Annotated in this window: 3 protein-coding genes; all 3 read left to right on the top strand. The window is 72.6% G+C overall.

Translation table 11 applies throughout. The annotated features are described in order from the left end of the window. Window positions 1-8 precede the first annotated feature (8 nt). Window positions 9-2,708: an SDR family NAD(P)-dependent oxidoreductase gene (locus tag ABZ822_RS32020; RefSeq protein WP_360861889.1), complete on the top strand. Its 2,700-nt coding sequence runs from the start codon at window positions 9-11 to the stop codon at window positions 2,706-2,708. 91 nt (window positions 2,709-2,799) lie between these two features. Beyond that, window positions 2,800-17,988 (top strand): type I polyketide synthase, encoded by a 15,189-nt coding sequence (locus tag ABZ822_RS32015; protein WP_360861887.1) that lies wholly within the window; start codon window positions 2,800-2,802, stop codon window positions 17,986-17,988. After that, window positions 17,988-18,998: a Gfo/Idh/MocA family oxidoreductase gene (locus ABZ822_RS32010; RefSeq protein ID WP_360861886.1), complete on the top strand. Its 1,011-nt coding sequence runs from the start codon at window positions 17,988-17,990 to the stop codon at window positions 18,996-18,998. The genes ABZ822_RS32015 and ABZ822_RS32010 overlap by 1 nt, the downstream gene beginning before the upstream one ends. The last annotated feature ends 70 nt before the right edge of the window (window positions 18,999-19,068 follow it).

Here is a 19,068-nt window from a genome sequence, read left to right as displayed (position 1 = left end):
AGGCGGAGTTGGTCGACACCACCACGTTGGATGGTGGGTATTGGTACAGGAATCTGCGTCAGCGGGTGCGTTTCGGTGAGGCTGTCCAGGGGCTGGTCGACCGGGGTTATTCGGGGTTCGTGGAGGTGAGTTCGCATCCGGTGCTGGGGATGGCCGTGCAGGAGGCCGCCCCCGATGCCGTCGTCGTGGGGAGTCTGCGCCGTGACGACGGTGGTGCGGAACGTTTCCTGACGTCCCTGTCCGAGGCGTGGGTGCGCGGTATCCCGGTCGACTGGACGAAGGTCCTCGCGGGCCAGGACGCCCGTACCGTCGCCCTCCCCACCTACGCCTTCCAACACCGCCGCCACTGGCTCGACATCGCCGAATCCGCCCCCCAGGCCGAGTCCGGAAGTCTCCCGGTCGACGACACGGACGCCCTCTTCTGGGCGGCGGTCGAAGCCGAGGACCTGGAAGCTCTCGCCGAGACGCTGGACCTCGCCCCGGAGCGGCGCGGCTCGCTGGGCACGGCGGAACCGATGCTTCCCGTGCTGGCCGAGTGGCGCCGGCGAAAGCGCGAGAGCGCTCTGCTGGACTCCTGGCGCTACACCGTGACATGGCAGCCGGGTGACGCATCGGCCACCGGGTCGGGCCAGGTGCCGTCGCATTGGCTCGTGGTGGTACCCGGTTCGGACGGTGCTGCCGACAGCACGGTGGATGAGCTTCTCGCGCAGCTGGACGGCTGTGAGGAGGTCGAAGGGGCCGTCACGGTCGTCTTCGACGTGACGAGGGAGGACCGGGGCGCTCTCGCGGACCGCCTGCGCGAGACCCTTGAGCAGAATCCGCTCACGGGCGGCGTACTCAACCTGCTGCCACTGGCCGAGGGCGATCCCCGCCCCGCCGCCGAGCCGCCGTCCTGCGCGGTGCCCGGAGCGGTCACCGCGACCCTCCTCCTCATGCAGGCACTGACGGACACGGAGTGCGCGGCGCCGCTGTGGACGGTCACCCAGGGAGCGGTCACCCTGCCCGGACCCGAGGCGGCCCGCACCGCCGGACCCCTTCCGGAACACGCCGCCGTGTGGGGCCTCGGCCGGGTCTACGGCCTCGACCATCCTGAGCGGTGGGGCGGCCTGGTCGACCTGCCCGCATCGCCCGGTCGCCCCGAACCGGACGACGACACTGCCCCGTTCGCCGCCGCCGCGGAGCTCGACGCGAACACCTGGAAGCGGTTCTTCGCGGCCCTGGCGGGAGACGCGGGCGAGGACCAGTTCGCCGTACGTTCCGACGGCCTGTACGTCCGCCGCATGGTGCGCAAGCCGGTCGACGCCGATGCGGGCGAACGCCGTGCGGTCTCCTTCTCGGGTACGACGCTCATCACCGGTGGCACCGGAGCACTCGGCGCGCACGTGGCCCGGCGGCTGGCCACGGCCGGTGCCGAGCATCTGCTGCTGGTCAGCCGCCGGGGCCCGGACGCTCCCGGTGCGGCCGAACTGGAGGCCGAACTGACCGCGCTCGGCGCCCGCGTCACCATCGCCCCGTGCGACATCGCGGACTGGGAAGCGCTGGCCAAACTGCTCGCGAAGGTGCCGGAGGGCGCGCCGGTCAACGCCGTGGTGCACGCGGCGGGCATCGAGCCGCCGGCCGTCGCGATCGGGGACATGGATCTCGAGGCCCTGCAGGAGGTGGCGGACGCGAAGATCGCGGGAGCCCTCCACCTCGACGCGTTGCTCGCGGACCGTCCGCTGGAGGCATTCGTCCTGTTCTCGTCGGGCGCGGGCGTGTGGGGCGACGGCGGCCACTTCGGGTACGCGGCCGCCAACGCCTATCTCGACGCCTTCGCCGCGTGGCGCCGGAGCCGCGGTCGCGTGGCCACCTCCATCGCCTGGGGCGCCTGGGCAGGCGGCGGCATGGTCCACGAGGCCGAAGGCGACCGGCTGCGCCGCTACGGCGTGTCCACCATGGCCCCGGAGGTGGCCGTGTCCGCGGTACCGCAGGCCCTTGCGTACGACGAAACGTTCCTGGTCGTCGCCGACGTGGTCTGGGACCGGTTCGCGGCGACCTACTCGGCTGCCCGTCGCCGCCGGCTCTTCGACGAGATCCCGGACGTCCGGCGCATCCACGCCGAGGCGGCCCGCGCCGACGCGGCCGGTAACGGCGCTGCCACCGGGGTGGCCGACGGCGCCCCGGCCGGCGGGACGCAGGCGTTCGTTCTCCGGCTCTCCGGCGCGAGCAGGGCCGAGCAGCAACGGATGGTGCTCCATCTCGTCCGTACGCAGGCCGCGGCCGTCCTCGGGCACGAGGGGAACGGCGCGATCGGCCCCGGCCACGCCTTCCGCGACCTCGGCTTCGACTCCCTGACCGCGGTGGAACTGCGCAACCGCCTCAAAGCGGCAACCGGGCTCAGCCTTCCGGCCACCCTGGTCTTCGACCACCCCACGCCCGCCGTCCTCGGCGAGCGGCTGCTGAAGGAACTCGCCCCGGACTCGGAGCCGGCAGGCGGACAGGACCTGGCCACGCTGGACGGGTTGGAGGCCGCCGTCGCGGCACTGGACCCGGCCGACGAGGCGTCCCGCACCAGGATCACCACCCGGCTGCAAGCCCTGCTGTGGCGGCTGTCCGACAGCGCGGCGGAGAAACCGGGGGACGGCGGCGACTCCGACGACGAAGTGCTCGAGGCCGTCTCCGACGACGAGATGTTCGATCTGATCGACAAGGAGCTCGGCCTCAACTAGACCGCCCGACCCACCGGTTCGTCCACGCTGCGGCCGACCCGGTACGAGTGACTCCAAGCCTTCGGGCCTGCTCCTAGGGACTGATGAACGCATGGCCAACGAGGACAAGCTCCGCGACTACCTCAAGCGGGTCACCACCGACCTGCGGCAGGCCCGCCGACGCCTCCAGGAGGTCGAGGCCCGCCATCAGGAGCCCATCGCCATCGTCTCGATGAGCTGCCGCTTCCCCGGGAACGCCCACACCCCCGAGGACTTCTGGGATCTGCTCGTGGCGGGCGTGGACACCGTCTCCGAACTGCCCGCGGACCGCGGCTGGGACCTGGAGGGCCTGTACCACCCCGACCCCGAGCACCAGGGCACGACGTACACCCGCTCCGGCTCGTTCCTGTACGACGCGGCCGACTTCGACCCCGCCTTCTTCGGCATATCGCCGCGCGAGGCGACGGTCATGGATCCGCAGCAGCGGCTGCTGCTGGAGACCTCCTGGGAAGCGCTGGAGCGGGCGGGCATCGACCCGGGCACCCTGCGTGGCGAGAAGGCGGGCGTCTTCGTCGGCAGCAGCGATCAGGGCTACGGCGCCGCGGCCGCGCATGCCCGGGACCGCGTCGAGGGCCACATGCTGACGGGCGGATCCGGTGCGGTGCTGTCCGGCCGTATCGCCTACAACCTCGGCTTCGAGGGACCGGCCGTCACCGTCGACACCATGTGCTCCTCGTCGCTGGTCGCGCTGCACCTCGCCGTGCAGGCCCTGCGCCAGGACGAGTGCCGTCTCGCCCTCGCCTCCGGCGCCACCGTCATGGCCGGTCCTCGCAACTTCGTGGAGTTCAGCCGGCAGCGGGGGTTGGCGCCTGATGGTCGGTGCAAGCCGTTCGCGGCGGGTGCTGACGGTACGGGGTGGGGCGAGGGTGTGGGGGTGCTGCTGCTGGAGCGGTTGTCGGATGCGCGGCGCCATGGGCATCCGGTACTGGCGGTGGTGCGGGGTTCGGCGATCAATCAGGACGGTGCGAGCAACGGTCTCACGGCCCCGAACGGTCCTTCGCAGGAGCGCGTGATCCAGGCGGCTCTCGCCAATGCCCGGCTCACCCCGGACCTCGTGGACGCGGTGGAGGCGCACGGTACGGGCACGACGCTGGGTGACCCGATCGAGGCCCAGGCCGTCATCGCCACCTACGGCCAGGACCGCGAAGAGCCCGTGCGTCTGGGTGCGCTGAAGTCCAACATCGGCCACCTCCAGGCGAGTTCGGGTGTCGCCGGCGTCATCAAGATGGTGCTCGCCATGCGACATGGCGTCCTGCCCCGAGTGCTGCACCTGGACGAACCGACGCCGCACGTCGACTGGTCCACCGGAGCGGTCGAACTGCTCACGCAGAACCAGGACTGGCCCGAGACCGGCCGCCCGCGCCGCGTCGGCGTGTCGTCCTTCGGAGGGAGCGGCACCAACGCCCACGTGATCCTGGAGCAGGCGCCCGCACCCAACCGGGAGAAGGAGCCCGACCCCGAGACGGATGCCGAGCCCGAATCGGGCGCGCCGCAGCCCACCGGCGACGTCGTCGCCCCGGTCTTCGCGGCCGGGGGGCCGGTGCCGTGGGTGGTGTCGGGGCGTGGTGGTGAGGGGCTGACGGGTCAGGCGGTTCGGTTGGCGTCGTACGTGGAGTCGACCGGTGAGGGCGTGCGGCCGGTGGATGTTGCGTGGTCGCTGGCGGCGACGCGTGCGGCGTTGGAGAACCGGGCCGTGGTGATGGGCGCCGCACGGTCCGAACTCGTCGAAGGCCTCGGCGCGTTGACGTCCGGCAGAATGACTCCCGGTCTGGTGTCCGGCAGCTTCGACGTCGCCCCCGATGGTGCGGTGTTCGTGTTCCCGGGTCAGGGTGCGCAGTGGGTGGGGATGGGGCGGGAGCTCTGGGATGTTTCGCCGGTCTTTGCGGAGTCGATGGAGGCGTGTGAGGGGGCGCTGAGTCCGTTTGTCGACTGGTCGCTGAGTGATGTCGTTCGCGATGGGGCTGAGTTGGCGGATGTTGATGTGGTGCAGCCGGTGACGTGGGCGGTGATGGTGTCGCTGGCTGCGGTGTGGCGTGCGTGTGGTGTGCGGCCGTCGGTGGTGGTGGGGCATTCGCAGGGGGAGATCGCGGCTGCGGTGGTGGCGGGTGGTTTGTCGTTGGATGACGGGGCGCGGGTGGTGGCGCTGCGTTCGAAGGCGATCCGGGCGATTGCCGGTCGTGGCGGCATGGTTTCGGTGGCGCTCCCGCTTGGCGAGGTCGAGGAGTTGCTGTCCGGTTGGGCCGGTCGGATCGACATCGCTGCGGTGAATGGTCCGGGTTCGGTGGTGGTGGCGGGGGATGCGGATGCGCTGGATGAGTTGATGGCGCATTGCGATACGGAGGAGATCCGCGCCCGTCGTATTCCGGTGGACTACGCCTCTCACACCCGGCATGTGGAGGAGATCGAAGCAGAGTTGGCCGAGGCTTTGGCGCCGGTTGCTCCCCGCATGGGTGAGGTGCCGTTCTTCTCCACGACCGAGGCGGAGTTGGTCGACACCACCAGGTTGGATGGCGGGTATTGGTATCGGAATCTGCGTCAGCGGGTGCGTTTCGGTGAGGCTGTCCAGGGGCTGGTCGACCGGGGCTATTCGGGGTTCGTGGAGGTGAGTTCGCATCCCGTGCTGGGGATGGCCGTGCAGGAGGCCGCCCCCGATGCCGTGGTGGTGGGCAGCATCCGTCGTGACGACGGAGGTGCGGAACGTATCCTCACCTCCCTGTCCGAGGCGTGGGTGCGGGGCATCCCGGTCGACTGGACGAAGGTCCTCGCGGGCCAGGACGCCCGTACCGTCGCCCTCCCCACCTACGCCTTCCAACACCGCCCGTACTGGTTCGACTCGGCATCACCGCAGGTCGCCCCGGCGACCGGCGTCGCCCAGGATCCGGCGGACGCCGAGTTCTGGGCAGCCGTCGAGGGGCAGGACCTCGAGGCGCTGACGGGTGCACTCGACGTCGCCGAGGACAGCCGGCAGCAGGCGCTGGCCGAGGTGTTGCCCGTCCTGTCGGCGTGGCGCCGGAGCCGCCGTGCGGCATCCACCATCGACTCCTGGCGCTACCGCCTCGCGTGGCGGCCGACGGCCGATCCCGCCGTCGCATCCCTCAGCGGGACCTGGTTGGTCGTCGTCCCCGCGAGCCACGCTGACTCCGAACTCGTCCGGGTCTGCCTGGAGGGGCTTGCTGCGCACGGCGCGCAGACCGCGCCGCTGTTCGTCGACTCCGCCGACACCGACAGGGAGCAGCTGGCCGCGCTGCTGACCGAGACGGCCCAGCACAGCGGCGTCGGCACAGGCCAGTACGGCGGCGTGCTCTCGCTCCTCGCGCTCGATGAACACCCTCACCCCGAACAGCCGGGTCTCGCAGCCGGTCTGGTCGCCGGACTGGCACTGATCCAGGCCTGCGGTGACACCGGCCTACGAGCGCCGCTGTGGCTGGCCACCAGCGGAGCCGTCACCACCGGTGACAGCGACCCCCTGCGCAACCCGGTGCAGAACGGAACCTGGGGCATGGGCCGGGTCGCCGCGCTGGAGCACCCGGAGTTCTGGGGTGGCCTGGTCGACCTTCCGGAGATGCCCGACGAGCGCACCGCCGCCCGGCTGTGCGGGATCCTCGCCGAGGCCCGGACCGAGGACCAGATCGCGATCCGCCGGACCGGTGTCCTGAACCGCCGACTGGTGCGTACGCCCGTCGGCTCCGCCGGCGGCGACCGCACCTGGACATCGCGCGGCACCGCGCTGATCACCGGCGGCACCGGTGGCCTCGGCGGACACACCGCCCGCTGGCTCGCCCGCAACGGGACCGAGCACCTGGTCCTGGTGAGCCGCCGCGGCGCGGACGCGCCCGGTGCCGCCGAACTGGAGGCCGAGCTGCGCGAGTCGGGCGCCCGCGTCACCATCGCCTCCTGCGACATCGCCGACAGGAACGCGCTGGCCGCGCTCGTCGAGCAGGTCGAGGCCGACGGGCCCGCGATCCGCACCGTCGTGCACACCGCGGGCGTCGGCATCCTCATCCCTCTGGCCACGACGACGCTCCAGGAGTTCGCCGACGGTGCCGAGGCCAAGCTCTCGGGCGTCGCCAACCTCGATGCGCTCTTCTCCGACGACCGGCTCGACGCGTTCGTCGTCTTCTCATCCGTCGCCGGCCTGTGGGGCAGCGGCGACCACGGCGCCTACGCCGCGGCCAACGCGTACGCCGACGCAGTCGCCGAACACCGGCGCGCCCGCGGCCTGGCCGGTACGTCGATCGCCTGGGGCATCTGGAGTGACGACGGCGGCGGCATGGCCCTCGAGGTCGTCCAGGAGCAACTGCGCTGGCGCGGCATCCCCTTCATGGACCCGGCCCTCGCCGTCGCCGCCATGCAGCAGGTCCTCGACCGCGACGAGTGCCTCGTCGCCGTCGCCGACATCGACTGGGAGCGTTTCGTCCCCGTCTTCACCGCGGCCCGCCCGCGCCCCCTGCTCACCGAAGTGCCCGAGGTCGCCGAACTGCTGCGTGCCGAGGAGGAGCGCAACCGCAGGGAGCCGGACACGGAGACCGCAGGTCTCGTCTCCCGGCTGCGCGCCATGACCGCCGAGGAGCAGGACCGGGCCGTACTGGACCTGGTCCGGGCCCAGGTCGCAGGAGTCCTCGGTCACAGCAGCCCGAACAGCGTCGAAGTCGGCCGGGCCTTCCGCGAGTTGGGCTTCGACTCGCTGACCTCCGTCGAGCTGCGGAACCGGCTGAACGCCGCTTCCGGGCTGCGCCTGCCCGTCACCGTGATCTTCGACCGGCCCACGGTCACCGCCCTCGCGCGCCATGTCCGGGAGGAACTGGTCGGCGATTCCGGCGCCCTCCCTGTCCCGGCCACAGCGGCGCCCCCGGCAGTCGGACCCGCCGCGGACGACGACCCGATCGTCATCGTCTCGATGAGCTGCCGCTACCCCGGTGGCGCCAACAGCCCCGAAGAGCTGTGGCGGATCCTCGCAGAGGGCCGCGACGTCATCGACGCCTTCCCCGACGACCGCGCCTGGGACCTCGACAGCCTCTACGACCCGGACCCGGACCGCGAGGGCACCTGCTACGCCCGCGAGGGAGGATTCGTCTACGACGCGGGGGACTTCGATCCCGGCTTCTTCGGCATTTCGCCGCGCGAGGCCATCGCCATGGACCCGCAGCAGCGTCTGCTGCTGGAGACCTCCTGGGAGGCGCTGGAACGGGCCGGGCTTCTGCCCGAGACACTGCGCGGTACCCCCGTCGGTGTCTTCGTCGGCGCCGCCAACCAGGGATTCGGCGGCCTGGACGACCTCCCCGAGGGCGTCGAGGGTCACATCGTCACCGGCAGTGCCACGAGTGTCCTCTCCGGTCGCATCGCCTACACCCTCGGCCTCGAAGGCAGCGCGGTGACCGTGGACACGGCGTGCTCGTCGTCGCTGGTCGCGCTCCACATGGCTGTCCAGGCACTGCGCTCCGGGGAGTGCTCGATGGCCCTCGCGGGCGGCGTCGCCGTGATGGTGGAGCCGATCGGCTTCATCGGCTTCGCCCGCACCCGCGGCGTCGCCAAGGACGGCCGCTCCAAGGCGTTCGCGAAGGCCGCCGACGGCATGGGACTCGCCGAGGGCGCGGGCGTGCTGCTGCTGGAGCGGCTGTCGGACGCCCGGCGCAACGGGCACCCGGTCCTTGCCGTGGTCCGCTCGACCGCCCTCAACCAGGACGGTGCGAGCAACGGCCTCAGCGCCCCCAGCGGGCCCGCCCAGCAGCAGGTCATCCGGGCGGCTCTGGGCAACGGGGGATTGTCTCCGGCGGATGTGGATGCGGTGGAGGCGCATGGTACGGGGACGACGTTGGGTGATCCGATCGAGGCGCAGGCTCTGTTGGCCACGTACGGTCGGGATCGTGAACGGCCGTTGTGGTTGGGGTCGTTGAAGTCGAATGTCGGGCATACGCAGGCGGCGGCCGGTGTCGCGGGTGTGATGAAGATGGTGCTGGCGATGCGGCACGGTCTTCTTCCGCGGACGCTGCACGTGGATGAGCCGACTCCGCACGTCGACTGGTCGGCGGGTGCGGTGTCGCTGCTGACGGAAGCGGTGGAGTGGCCCGGTTCCGAGGGGCGTGTGCGTCGGGCCGGTGTGTCGTCGTTCGGGGTGAGCGGGACGAATGCGCATGTGGTGCTGGAGGAGGCGCCACCGGTTGGGCCGGAGGTTGAGCCGGAGCCGGGGGCCACCGGCGACGTCGTCGCCCCGGTGTTCGTGGTCGGGGGGCCGGTGCCGTGGGTGGTGTCGGGGCGTGGTGGGGCTGGTCTGGCGGGTCAGGCGGGCCGGTTGGCGTCGTACGTGAAGTCGGTTCCCGAGGGCGTGCGGCCGGTGGATGTTGCGTGGTCGCTGGCGGCGACGCGTACGGCGTTGGAGAACCGTGCTGTGGTTCTCGGCTGTGACGCGGGTGAACTCGCGGGCGGGCTGGGCGTGTTGGCGTCCGGTGGTGTGAGTGCCGCGGGTGTGGTGCGTGGTGTGGTGGCCGGTGATGTGGGTCGGGCCGTGTTCGTGTTCCCGGGTCAGGGTGCGCAGTGGGTGGGGATGGGCCGGGAGCTCTGGGATGTCTCACCGGTGTTCGCGGAGTCGATGGAGGCGTGTGAGCGGGCGCTGGCGCCGTTTGTCGACTGGTCGCTGAGTGATGTCGTTCGCGACGGGGCTGAGTTGGCGGATGTTGATGTGGTGCAGCCGGTGACGTGGGCGGTGATGGTGTCGCTGGCTGCGGTGTGGCGTGCGTGTGGTGTGCGGCCGTCGGTGGTGGTCGGTCACTCGCAGGGTGAGATCGCGGCTGCTGTGGTGGCCGGTGGTCTGTCGTTGGATGACGGGGCGCGGGTGGTGGCGCTGCGTTCGAAGGCGATCCGGGCGATTGCCGGTCGTGGCGGCATGGTCTCCCTCGCTCTTCCGCTTGTTGAGGTCGAGGAGTTGCTTACCGGTTGGGCGGGCCGGATCGATGTTGCTGCGGTGAATGGTCCGGGTTCGGTGGTGGTGGCCGGGGATGCGGATGCGCTGGATGAGTTGGTGGCGCGTTGTGAGGCGGAGGAGATCCGGGCGCGTCGTGTTCCGGTGGACTACGCCTCTCACACCCGGCATGTGGAGGAGATCGAAGCAGAACTCGCCGATGCCTTGGCGCCGGTTGCTCCCCGCATGGGTGAGGTGCCGTTCTTCTCGACGACCGAGGCGGAGTTGGTCGACACCACCACGTTGGATGGTGGGTATTGGTACAGGAATCTGCGTCAGCGGGTGCGTTTCGGTGAGGCTGTCCAGGGCTTGGTCGATCTGGGTTACGGCGCCTTTGTCGAGGTGAGTTCGCATCCGGTGCTGGGGATGGCCGTGCAGGAGGCCGCCCCCGATGCCGTGGTCGTGGGCAGCATCCGTCGTGACGACGGAGGTGCGGAACGTTTCCTCACCTCCCTGTCCGAGGCGTGGGTGCGGGGTATCCCGGTCGACTGGACGAAGGTCCTCGCGGGCCAGGGCGCTCGTACCGTCGCTCTCCCCACCTACGCGTTCCAGCGCCGGCGTTACTGGTTGGAGCGGACCGTGCCTGTCCGATCCGCTGTGGGGTCGGGTGGGGAGGTGGATGCGCGTTTCTGGGAGGCGGTCGAGCGCGGGGATCTTCAGTCTCTGGTGGAGACGTTGCGGTTGCCGGAGAGCGAGCAACTGGCCGGTGTTCTTCCCGCGTTGTCGAGTTGGCGGAAGGGTGAGGTGGCCCGTTCCGCGGTGGACGGGTGGCGGTACAAGGTGGTGTGGAAGCCGGTCGGCCGCGAGGCGCGGACCACGGCTCTCACCGGTACCTGGCTGCTCGTCACCCCCCACGAGCACAGCACCACCGACCTCGTCACCTCCCTCTCCAGCGGCCTCGCCGCCCATGGCGCCCATGCGGTCGCGATCGACGTGCCCGCGGGCCTCGACCGGGACGGGCTGACGGCCCGCATCGGCACTGCCCTCAGCGGTGCCGACGGCCGACAGCCGGTCGTCGGCATCCTGTCCCTGCTGGCGCTGGACGAGTCCCCGTACGCCCCCGGCAGTCCTCTCGACAACGGACTCGCCCTCAACACCGTGCTCCTGCAAGCTCTCGGGGACGCCGGTGTCGCCGCCCCTCTGTGGATGGCGACGCGTGGAGCCGTGTCCACCGGCCGCGCCGACCGACTGTCCGCACCCGTTCAGGCACAGACCTGGGGGCTCGGCCGGATAGCGGCGCTGGAGTATCCGCAGCGTTTCGGCGGGCTGGTCGATCTGCCGGAGCAAATGGACGAGCGTGCCGTTGCCCGGCTCGTCACCGCCCTGTCGGGGGCCATCGGTGAGGACCACGTCGCCGTACGGGGTTCAGGGCTGTTCGCGCGGAGGCTCGCGCGGGCCACGCTGCCAGAAGGAGGGCGAGGCGGCTGGACGCCGAGCGGCACGGTCCTGGTGACCGGGGGCACCGGGGGAGTAGGTGCCCAGGTCGCCCGCCGGCTGGCCAGGGGCGGCGCCCCGCATCTGCTGCTCATCAGCCGCCGGGGCCCGGACGCTCCCGGTGCGGCCGAACTGGAGGCGGAGCTGACCGGCCTCGGCGCCCGCGTCACCCTCGCCGCGTGCGATGCTGCCGACCGTGAGCAGCTCGCGGCGCTGTTGGCCGGCGTGCCGGATGACGAGCCGCTCACCGCGGTGGTGCACGCGGCGGGCGTGCTGGACGACGGCGTGCTCGACGCCCTCACTCCCGAGCGGGCCGAGACCGTGCTGCGGCCGAAGACGGCGGCAGCGCTGCATCTGCACGAGCTGACCCGCGATCGTGAACTGTCCGCGTTCGTGCTGTTCTCCTCGCTCGCCGGCACGCTCGGCGGTCCGGGCCAGGGGAGTTACGCCGCCGCCAACGCCTTCCTCGACGCGCTCGCCCGGCAGCGTCATGCCGACGGCCTGCCCGCGACATCGGTCGCCTGGGGTGCGTGGGGCGGGGACGGGCTGGCTTCCGGTGAGACGGGTGAGCGGCTGGCCCGTTCCGGAATGCCCGCCATGGACCCGGAGTTGGCCCTGACCGCGCTCGAAGGGGCCGTCGTCAGCGATCAACCGGTGCTGGCCGTGGCGGACGTACGGTGGGAGACGTATGCGTTCGCCCACTCCGACGCGGCGCCCCGGGTGCTGGCCGATCTGCCCGAGGTGCGCGCGGCCCTGGCGGCACGGACCGCGCCGGGCGAGGACGGCGTCGACGGCAACGCGCTCACGGCACGTCTCGCGGCCCTCCCGCGGGAAGAGCAGCAGCGTGAACTCCTCGATCTCGTAAGGACCTTGGCCGCTGCCGCGCTCGGCTGCTCCGGGCCCGAGGAGGTCGAGGAGGAGCGGGCCTTCCGTGACCTCGGCTTCGACTCGCTCACCGCGGTGGCGCTGCGCAACTCCATCGCCGAGGTCACCGGGCTGCGGCTTCCGGTGACGCTGGTGTTCGACCATCCCACCGCCGTCGCGCTCGCGGGCAAGCTGCGCGAGGATCTGTGCGGAACGGCCACCGTCGCTCCCGCGGCTCTCGCGGTTGCCGAGGGGTCGGTGCCGGCCGTCTCCGGCTCCTCGGGGGTGGACGACGATCCGGTGGTCATCGTGTCGATGAGCTGCCGTTTCCCCGGCGGAGTCGGGAGCCCGGAGGAGCTGTGGAGGCTCCTCGCGGAGGGCGGCGACGCGGTGTCGGCGTTCCCGGAGGACCGCGGCTGGGATCTGAAGGGCGCCTTCGACCCCGACCCGGACCGCCCGGGAACCTTCTACGCCCGCGGCGGCGGATTCCTTTACGAAGCGCACCACTTCGACCCGGAGTTCTTCGGGATGAGCCCGCGGGAGGCGCTGGCCGTCGACCCGCAGCAGCGGCTGCTCCTGGAGACCTCGTGGGAGGCATTCGAGCGGGCGGGCATCGACCCGTCGGCGGCGCGCGGCAGCCGGACCGGGGTGTTCGTCGGTTCGAACTACCACGACTACGGCTCCCGGGTGCAGCGCGCTCCCCAGGACTTCGAGGGCTACCTGGCCACCGGCAGCGCGGGCAGTGTGGCCTCCGGCCGGATCGCGTACACCTTCGGGCTGGAGGGACCGGCCGTCACGGTCGACACCGCGTGCTCCTCCTCGCTGGTGGCGCTGCACATGGCCGCGCAGGCGGTGCGCAGCGGTGAGTGCTCGATGGCGCTGGCCGGCGGAGTGACCGTGATCTCGTCGCTGGACACCTTCATCGAGTTCAGCAGGCAGCGGGCGCTGTCCGCGGACGGGCGCTGCAAGGCGTTCTCGGACGAGGCCGACGGCGCGGGCTGGGCCGAAGGGGTCGGCCTGCTCCTCGTCGAGCGGCTCTCGGACGCCCGCCGCAACGGGCATCCGGTGCTCGCCGTGCTCGCCGGTTCCGCCGTCAATCAGGACGGCGCGAGCAACGGCCTCACCGCACCGAGCGGTCCCGCCCAGCAGCGGGTCATCCGCCAGGCGTTGGCCGCGGCCGGTCTGTCCGCCGCGGACGTGGACGCGGTCGAGGCACACGGCACCGGCACCCTGCTGGGCGACCCGATCGAGGCGCAGGCGCTGATGGCCACGTACGGGCAGGACCGTCCGGTCGACCGGCCGCTGCTGCTCGGGGCCCTGAAGTCCAACGTCGGACACACGCAGGCCGCCGCGGGTGTGGGCGGTGTGATCAAGATGGTGCTGGCGATGCGGCACGGGGAACTGCCCCGTACTCTGCACGCCGACCGTCCGTCGACGCAGATCGACTGGTCCGAGGGCGCGGTGGCGCTCCTGACCGAGGCCACGGCCTGGCCGGCGACCGGTCGTCCGCGGCGCGCCGGGGTGTCGGCGTTCGGCATCAGCGGCACCAACGCCCATGTGATTCTGGAGCAGCCGTCCGCGGATGGCCCCGAGCTGCGCCCCGAAGCGGCCGCCGCGCCGGCCCCCGAGGAGGCCACCGCCTCCCGGCCGTCGGACCGCCTCCCGGTGCCGTCGGACGCCGCCCGGCAGACAGTCGTCGCCGGGACCGCCGCCTCGCCGCAGGCGACCGTCCTGCCCGACGGTGCCGTGGTCCCCTGGGTGCTCTCCGGCCGCAGCGCCGGTGCCCTGACGGCGCAGGCCGCCCGCCTGATGTCCCACCTGTCGGATCCGGAGCGGGAGGACGGTGCCGCGCCCGGCGACATCGCGTACGCGCTCGCCCGCGGGCGCTCCGCCTTCGAGCACCGGGCGGCCGTCGTCGGCCGCGACCGGGACGAACTGCTCGCCGCCGTAAGGGCGTTGGCCGAGGGGCGGGAGGCGCCCGGCCTGGTCCGCGGGATACGCCGCCGGTCCGGTCGCACCGCGTTCCTGTTCAGCGGACAGGGCAGCCAGCGCCCGGGCATGGGCCGTGAGCTGTACGCCGCGCACCCCGTGTTCGCCGAGGCCCTCGACGCCGCCTGCGCCGAACTGGACCGTGAACTCGAACGCCCCCTGCTGGAGGTGCTGTTCGCCGAGGCCGGAACGCCCGACGCCGACCTGCTGGACCGTACCGCCTACACGCAGGCCGGACTCTTCGCCCTCCAGGTCGCGCAGTTCCGGCTGCTGGAGCACTGGGGGCTGCGTCCCGACGTCGTCGTCGGCCATTCCGTCGGCGAGCTCGCCGCGGCTCATGCGGCGGGGGTGTTCGACCTGGCCGACGCCTGCCGCCTGGTCGCCGCGCGGGGCCGGCTGATGCAGCAACTCCCCGACGGCGGGGCCATGGTGTCCGTACAGGCGGGTGAGGCGGATGTCGCCGAAGTGCTCCGCACGTACGAGGACCGGGTCTCCCTCGCCGCCGTCAACGGCCCGGCGTCGGTGGTCGTCTCGGGGGACGAGGAGGCGGTGGAGGAACTGGCCGAGGGCTGGCGGGCGGACGGACTGCGCACCAAGCGGCTGACGGTGTCGCACGCCTTCCACTCGCCGCGGATGGAGCCGATGCTGGCGCGGTTCGGGGCGGTGGCCCGCGACGTCGCCTACACGTCCCCGGCCGTCCCCGTCATCTGCGACCTCACCGGTGAGGTCGCCGACAGCGGGCAGTTGGAGACGGCCGAGTACTGGGTGCGGCACGTGCGCGACACGGTCCGCTACGCCGATGCCGTCGCCACCCTGGAACGCCACGGCGTGACCGCGTTCGTCGAGCTGGGCCCCGACGGCGTCCTCTCCGCCATGACCCGCGACTGCCTGGACGACCCGGAGGGCAGCGCCGTGGTGACGCCGCTGCTGCGCCGCGACCGGCCCGAGGACGTGGCGCTCACCACGGCCCTGGCGACCCTGCACGTGCACGGCGTGAGCCCCGACTGGACGGCGTACTTCGCGGGCCGCCCGCTGCACCGGGCCGAACTGCCGACCTACGCCTTCCAGCGCGACCGCTACTGGCTGGACGCCGCTCCCGGAGCGCCGGACCTGGCCTCGGCCGGGCTCGCGGCCGGTGAGCATCCGCTGCTCGGCGCGGGCACGGCGCTGGCCGGTGGGGACGGGTACCTGCTCACCGGGCGGCTTTCGCTGTCGACCCATCCCTGGCTGGCCGATCACTCGGTCTCCGGCACCGCGATCCTCCCGGGCACGGCGTTCCTGGAACTGGCCCTCCTGGCCGGTGACCGGATCGGCTGCCGCACCGTCGAGGAACTCACCCTGGAGGCGCCCCTCGTCCTGCCCGAGCAGGGTGGCGTCCACCTCCAGGTGACCGTCGGCGAGCCGGGCGAGCAGGGTACGCACAGCGTGACCGTGCACTCCCGGCCCGAGGACGCCGCCGGTGATGAGCCCTGGACCCGCCACGCCGTCGGCCTGCTGGCACCGGAGGCGGAGGTCCCGGCCGACGACGCGGCGCTCACCGCCTGGCCCGCGGAAGGGGCCGAACCCGTGGCGGTGGAGGGGCTGTACGACCGCTTCGCCGCGAACGGCTTCGCCTACGGGCCCGCCTTTCAGGGGCTCCGGGCCGCCTGGAAGGCCGGCGAGGACGTCCACGCCGAAGTGGAACTGCCCGAAGGGGTCGCTGACGCCGCCGCGTACGGGCTGCACCCCGCTCTGCTGGACGCCGCGCTGCAGACCATCGGCCTGGCCTCCACCGCCGCGGCGGGCACCGGTCTGATGCCGTTCAGCTGGACCGGCGTACGGCTGTACGCGCCCGGCGCGGGTGCGCTGCGGGTCGTCCTCAGCCCGGCCGGTGCCGACACGGTCGCCCTGCGGGTCGCCGATGCCGAGGGACGCCCCGTCGCCACGGTGAGCGGACTGACCCTGCGGCCGCTGCCCGCAGGGCAGTTGGGGGACGCCCGCAGCGCCGCCCGGCACCTGCACCAGGTGGAGTGGGTCACCCCGGCCGCCGCCGCGGTGCGCCCGCCTGCGGGCGGCTGGGCGGTCCTGGAGGGCGACCGCGACCCGGACATCGGCCGCGCCCTGACGGCCGCCCGACTCACCGCCGCACACCACCCGGACCTGGGGTCCCTCGCCCGGGCCGTCGCCGCCGGAGACCTGCCCGCACCCGATACGGTGCTGGCCGCCGTCCCGGGCCTGGCCGAGGACGACGGAGCGCCGGCGGACGATGACCCGGTGTCTGCTGTTCGCCGCGCGACCGGCCAGGCGCTGCGTCTGCTGCAGGGCTGGCTCGCCGACGACACCTTCCAAGCCTCCCGGCTGGTGCTGGTGACCCGGCACGCCATGACGGTGTACGACGGCGACCGGGCACCCGATCCTGTGGCGGCCGCCGTCTGGGGCCTGGTGCGCACGGCGCAGTCGGAGAATCCCGAGCGGTTCGTGCTCCTCGACTGGGACGGTGCCCAGGATTCGTACGGGGCCGTGCCGCGGGCCGCGGGTCACGACGAGCCGCAACTCGCCCTGCGGAAGGGCGAGATGAGGGCAGCGCGGCTCGTCCGCATCCGCCTCACCGGAAGAGCGGAGCCCGACGGTACCGGCCACTCGCTGCTGGACCCGGACGGCACCGTGCTGGTCACCGGTGCCACCGGCACGCTGGGCGGCCTGATCGCCCGCCACCTCGTGACCCGGCACGGGGCCCGGCACCTGCTGCTGGCAGGCCGCCGCGGCCCGGACGCACCGGGCGGCCGTGAACTCGTGGCCGAGCTGGGCGAACTCGGTGCCCGCGCCGACCTCGTCGCCTGCGACACCTCTGACCGGGAGGCGCTCCAGCGGCTGCTCGGCACCATCGGCGTCGAACACCCGCTGACCGCCGTCGTGCACACCGCGGGCGTCCTCGACGACGGCGTCATCGGCTCCCTGTCCCAGGAACGGCTGGACACGGTCCTCGCCGCAAAGGCCGACACGGCTCTGCACCTCCACGAGCTGACCCGCGACAAGGATCTGAGCGCCTTCGTCCTGTTCTCCTCCCTGGCAGGCGTCTTCGGAGGCTCGGGGCAGGGCAACTACGCGGCGGCCAACGCGTTCCTCGACGCCTTCGCCCAGCAGCGACGGGCCCAGGGCCTCCCCGCGCAGTCCCTGGCATGGGGCCTGTGGGAAAGCCGTTCGGCGATGACCGGCAAGCTCGACCAGGCCGACCTGCTGCGGATGGCGCGCGGCGGAGTCGTCCCCATGCCCTCCGACGAGGCGCTGGTGCTCTTCGACGCCGCGGTCGCCGCCGACCAGGCGGTGCTGGTGCCCGCCCGCTTCGACGCGGCAGGGCTGCGCACGCCCGACGGCGACGTCCCGGCCCTGCTGCGGTCCCTGGTCAAGCCCGCCGTCCAGCGCCGTACGGGCACCGCCGCCGCAGACGGTGCCGCCCCCGCCGAGCGGCTGCGCCGCCGGCTCGCGGACCTGGACGCCGAGGGCCGGTTCGCGGCACTCCTGGACGTCGTACGCGATCAGACGGCGGCCGTCCTCGGCTATGCGGACTCCGACGCCGTCGACCCCGAACGGGGCTTCCTGGAGATGGGCTTCGACTCGCTGACCGCCGTCGAACTGCGTAACCGGCTCAACAGGGTCACCGGACTGCGACTGCCCGCGACCCTGCTGTTCGACCATCCGACACCGGCCGGGCTGGCCCGCCACCTCCGGTCCGAGACGACACCGGGTGCCGCGGCGACGGTTCAGCCGATGCTGTCCGAACTCGACCGGCTGGAAGCCGCGTTGGACGAGGTGGCCGAGGACGAGGCGGTCCGCACCGCACTGGCGGGCCGGCTGCGGGGGCTGCTGTCCCGTCTGGACGTCCCCGCGCCCGCGGGGGCCGGGCTCCCGACGGCCGGAGCGAGCGACCAGGAATCAGGAGTGGCGGTCGAGGACCAGATCGGCGCGGCCAGCGACGACGACCTCTTCGACCTCATCGACAAGCGGTTCGGTTCGGCGTGATGGAGAACCGGACGGACGACCCGAAGGAGAACGAGACCGTGACGGACCGGGTCCTGAACGTCGGTGTCGTCGGCTGTGCCGCCATCGCCCAGCGCAACACCATCCCGGCGCTGGTCGCGGACCCGTCCGTGCGGCTGGTCGCGGTGGCCAGCCGCACCCGCGGCAAGGCCGAGGCCGTCGCCCGCCGGTTCGGCTGCGAGGCGGTGACCGGCTACGCCCCCCTGCTGGCCCGCGATGACATCGACGCCGTGTACGTACCGCTTCCCCCCGCTCTCCACGCCGAGTGGGTCGGCAAGGCGCTGGAGGCGGGCAAGCACGTCCTGGCCGAGAAGCCGCTCGCCGTCAGCGGGGCGGAGGCCGCCGGACTGGTCGCGGCGGCGCGCGCCTCCGGCCGCCTGCTGATGGAGAACTTCGCGTTCCTGCACCACGGACAGCACGAAGCCGTACGCGCCCTCATCGACGAAGGGGCGATCGGTGAACCCCGCCACCTCGGTGCGGAGTTCGGGTTTCCCCCGCTGCCCCCGGAGGACATCCGGAACGACGCGGCGCTGGGCGGCGGCGCACTCCTCGACGCCGGCGTCTACACCCTGCGCGCGGCGTCCCTCTACCTCGGCCCGACCGTGACGGTCCACGGAGCGGTCCTGCGCCACGACCCGGGCACCGGCGTCGACGTGGCGGGGGCGGCCCTGGTGGGCGACGCGGAAGGCCGCACCGGCCAGTTGGCGTTCGGCTTCGACCGGTCCTACCGGTGCGCGTGCACGATCTGGGGCAGCGAGGGCAGCATCACGCTCGACAGGGCGTTCACGGCCCCACCCACGCTGCGCCCCGTCCTGCGGCTGCAGCGCCAGGACCACCTGGAGGAACGCACGCTTCCCCCCGGCCACCAATTCGCCGCGCTGGTCGCCTCGTTCGCCCGCAGGGCCCTGGAAGGCGGTGACTTCAGGACTCCGGCGGACGACGTGCAGCGTCAGGCGGATCTGGTGGACGAGGTGAGAACGGCCGCCGGGTAGTGACCCATCCCGTTCCCGCCCGCCCCCTGCACGCCCAAGACCCGTCGCCCGTCGCCCAGTTGCCCCCGTT

The sequence above is a fragment of the Streptomyces sp. NPDC047108 genome (assembly GCF_040643575.1).
Lineage (GTDB): Bacteria > Actinomycetota > Actinomycetes > Streptomycetales > Streptomycetaceae > Streptomyces.
Note: the sequence above shows the minus strand (reverse complement) of the source record. Positions and strands in the feature narration are given on the sequence as shown.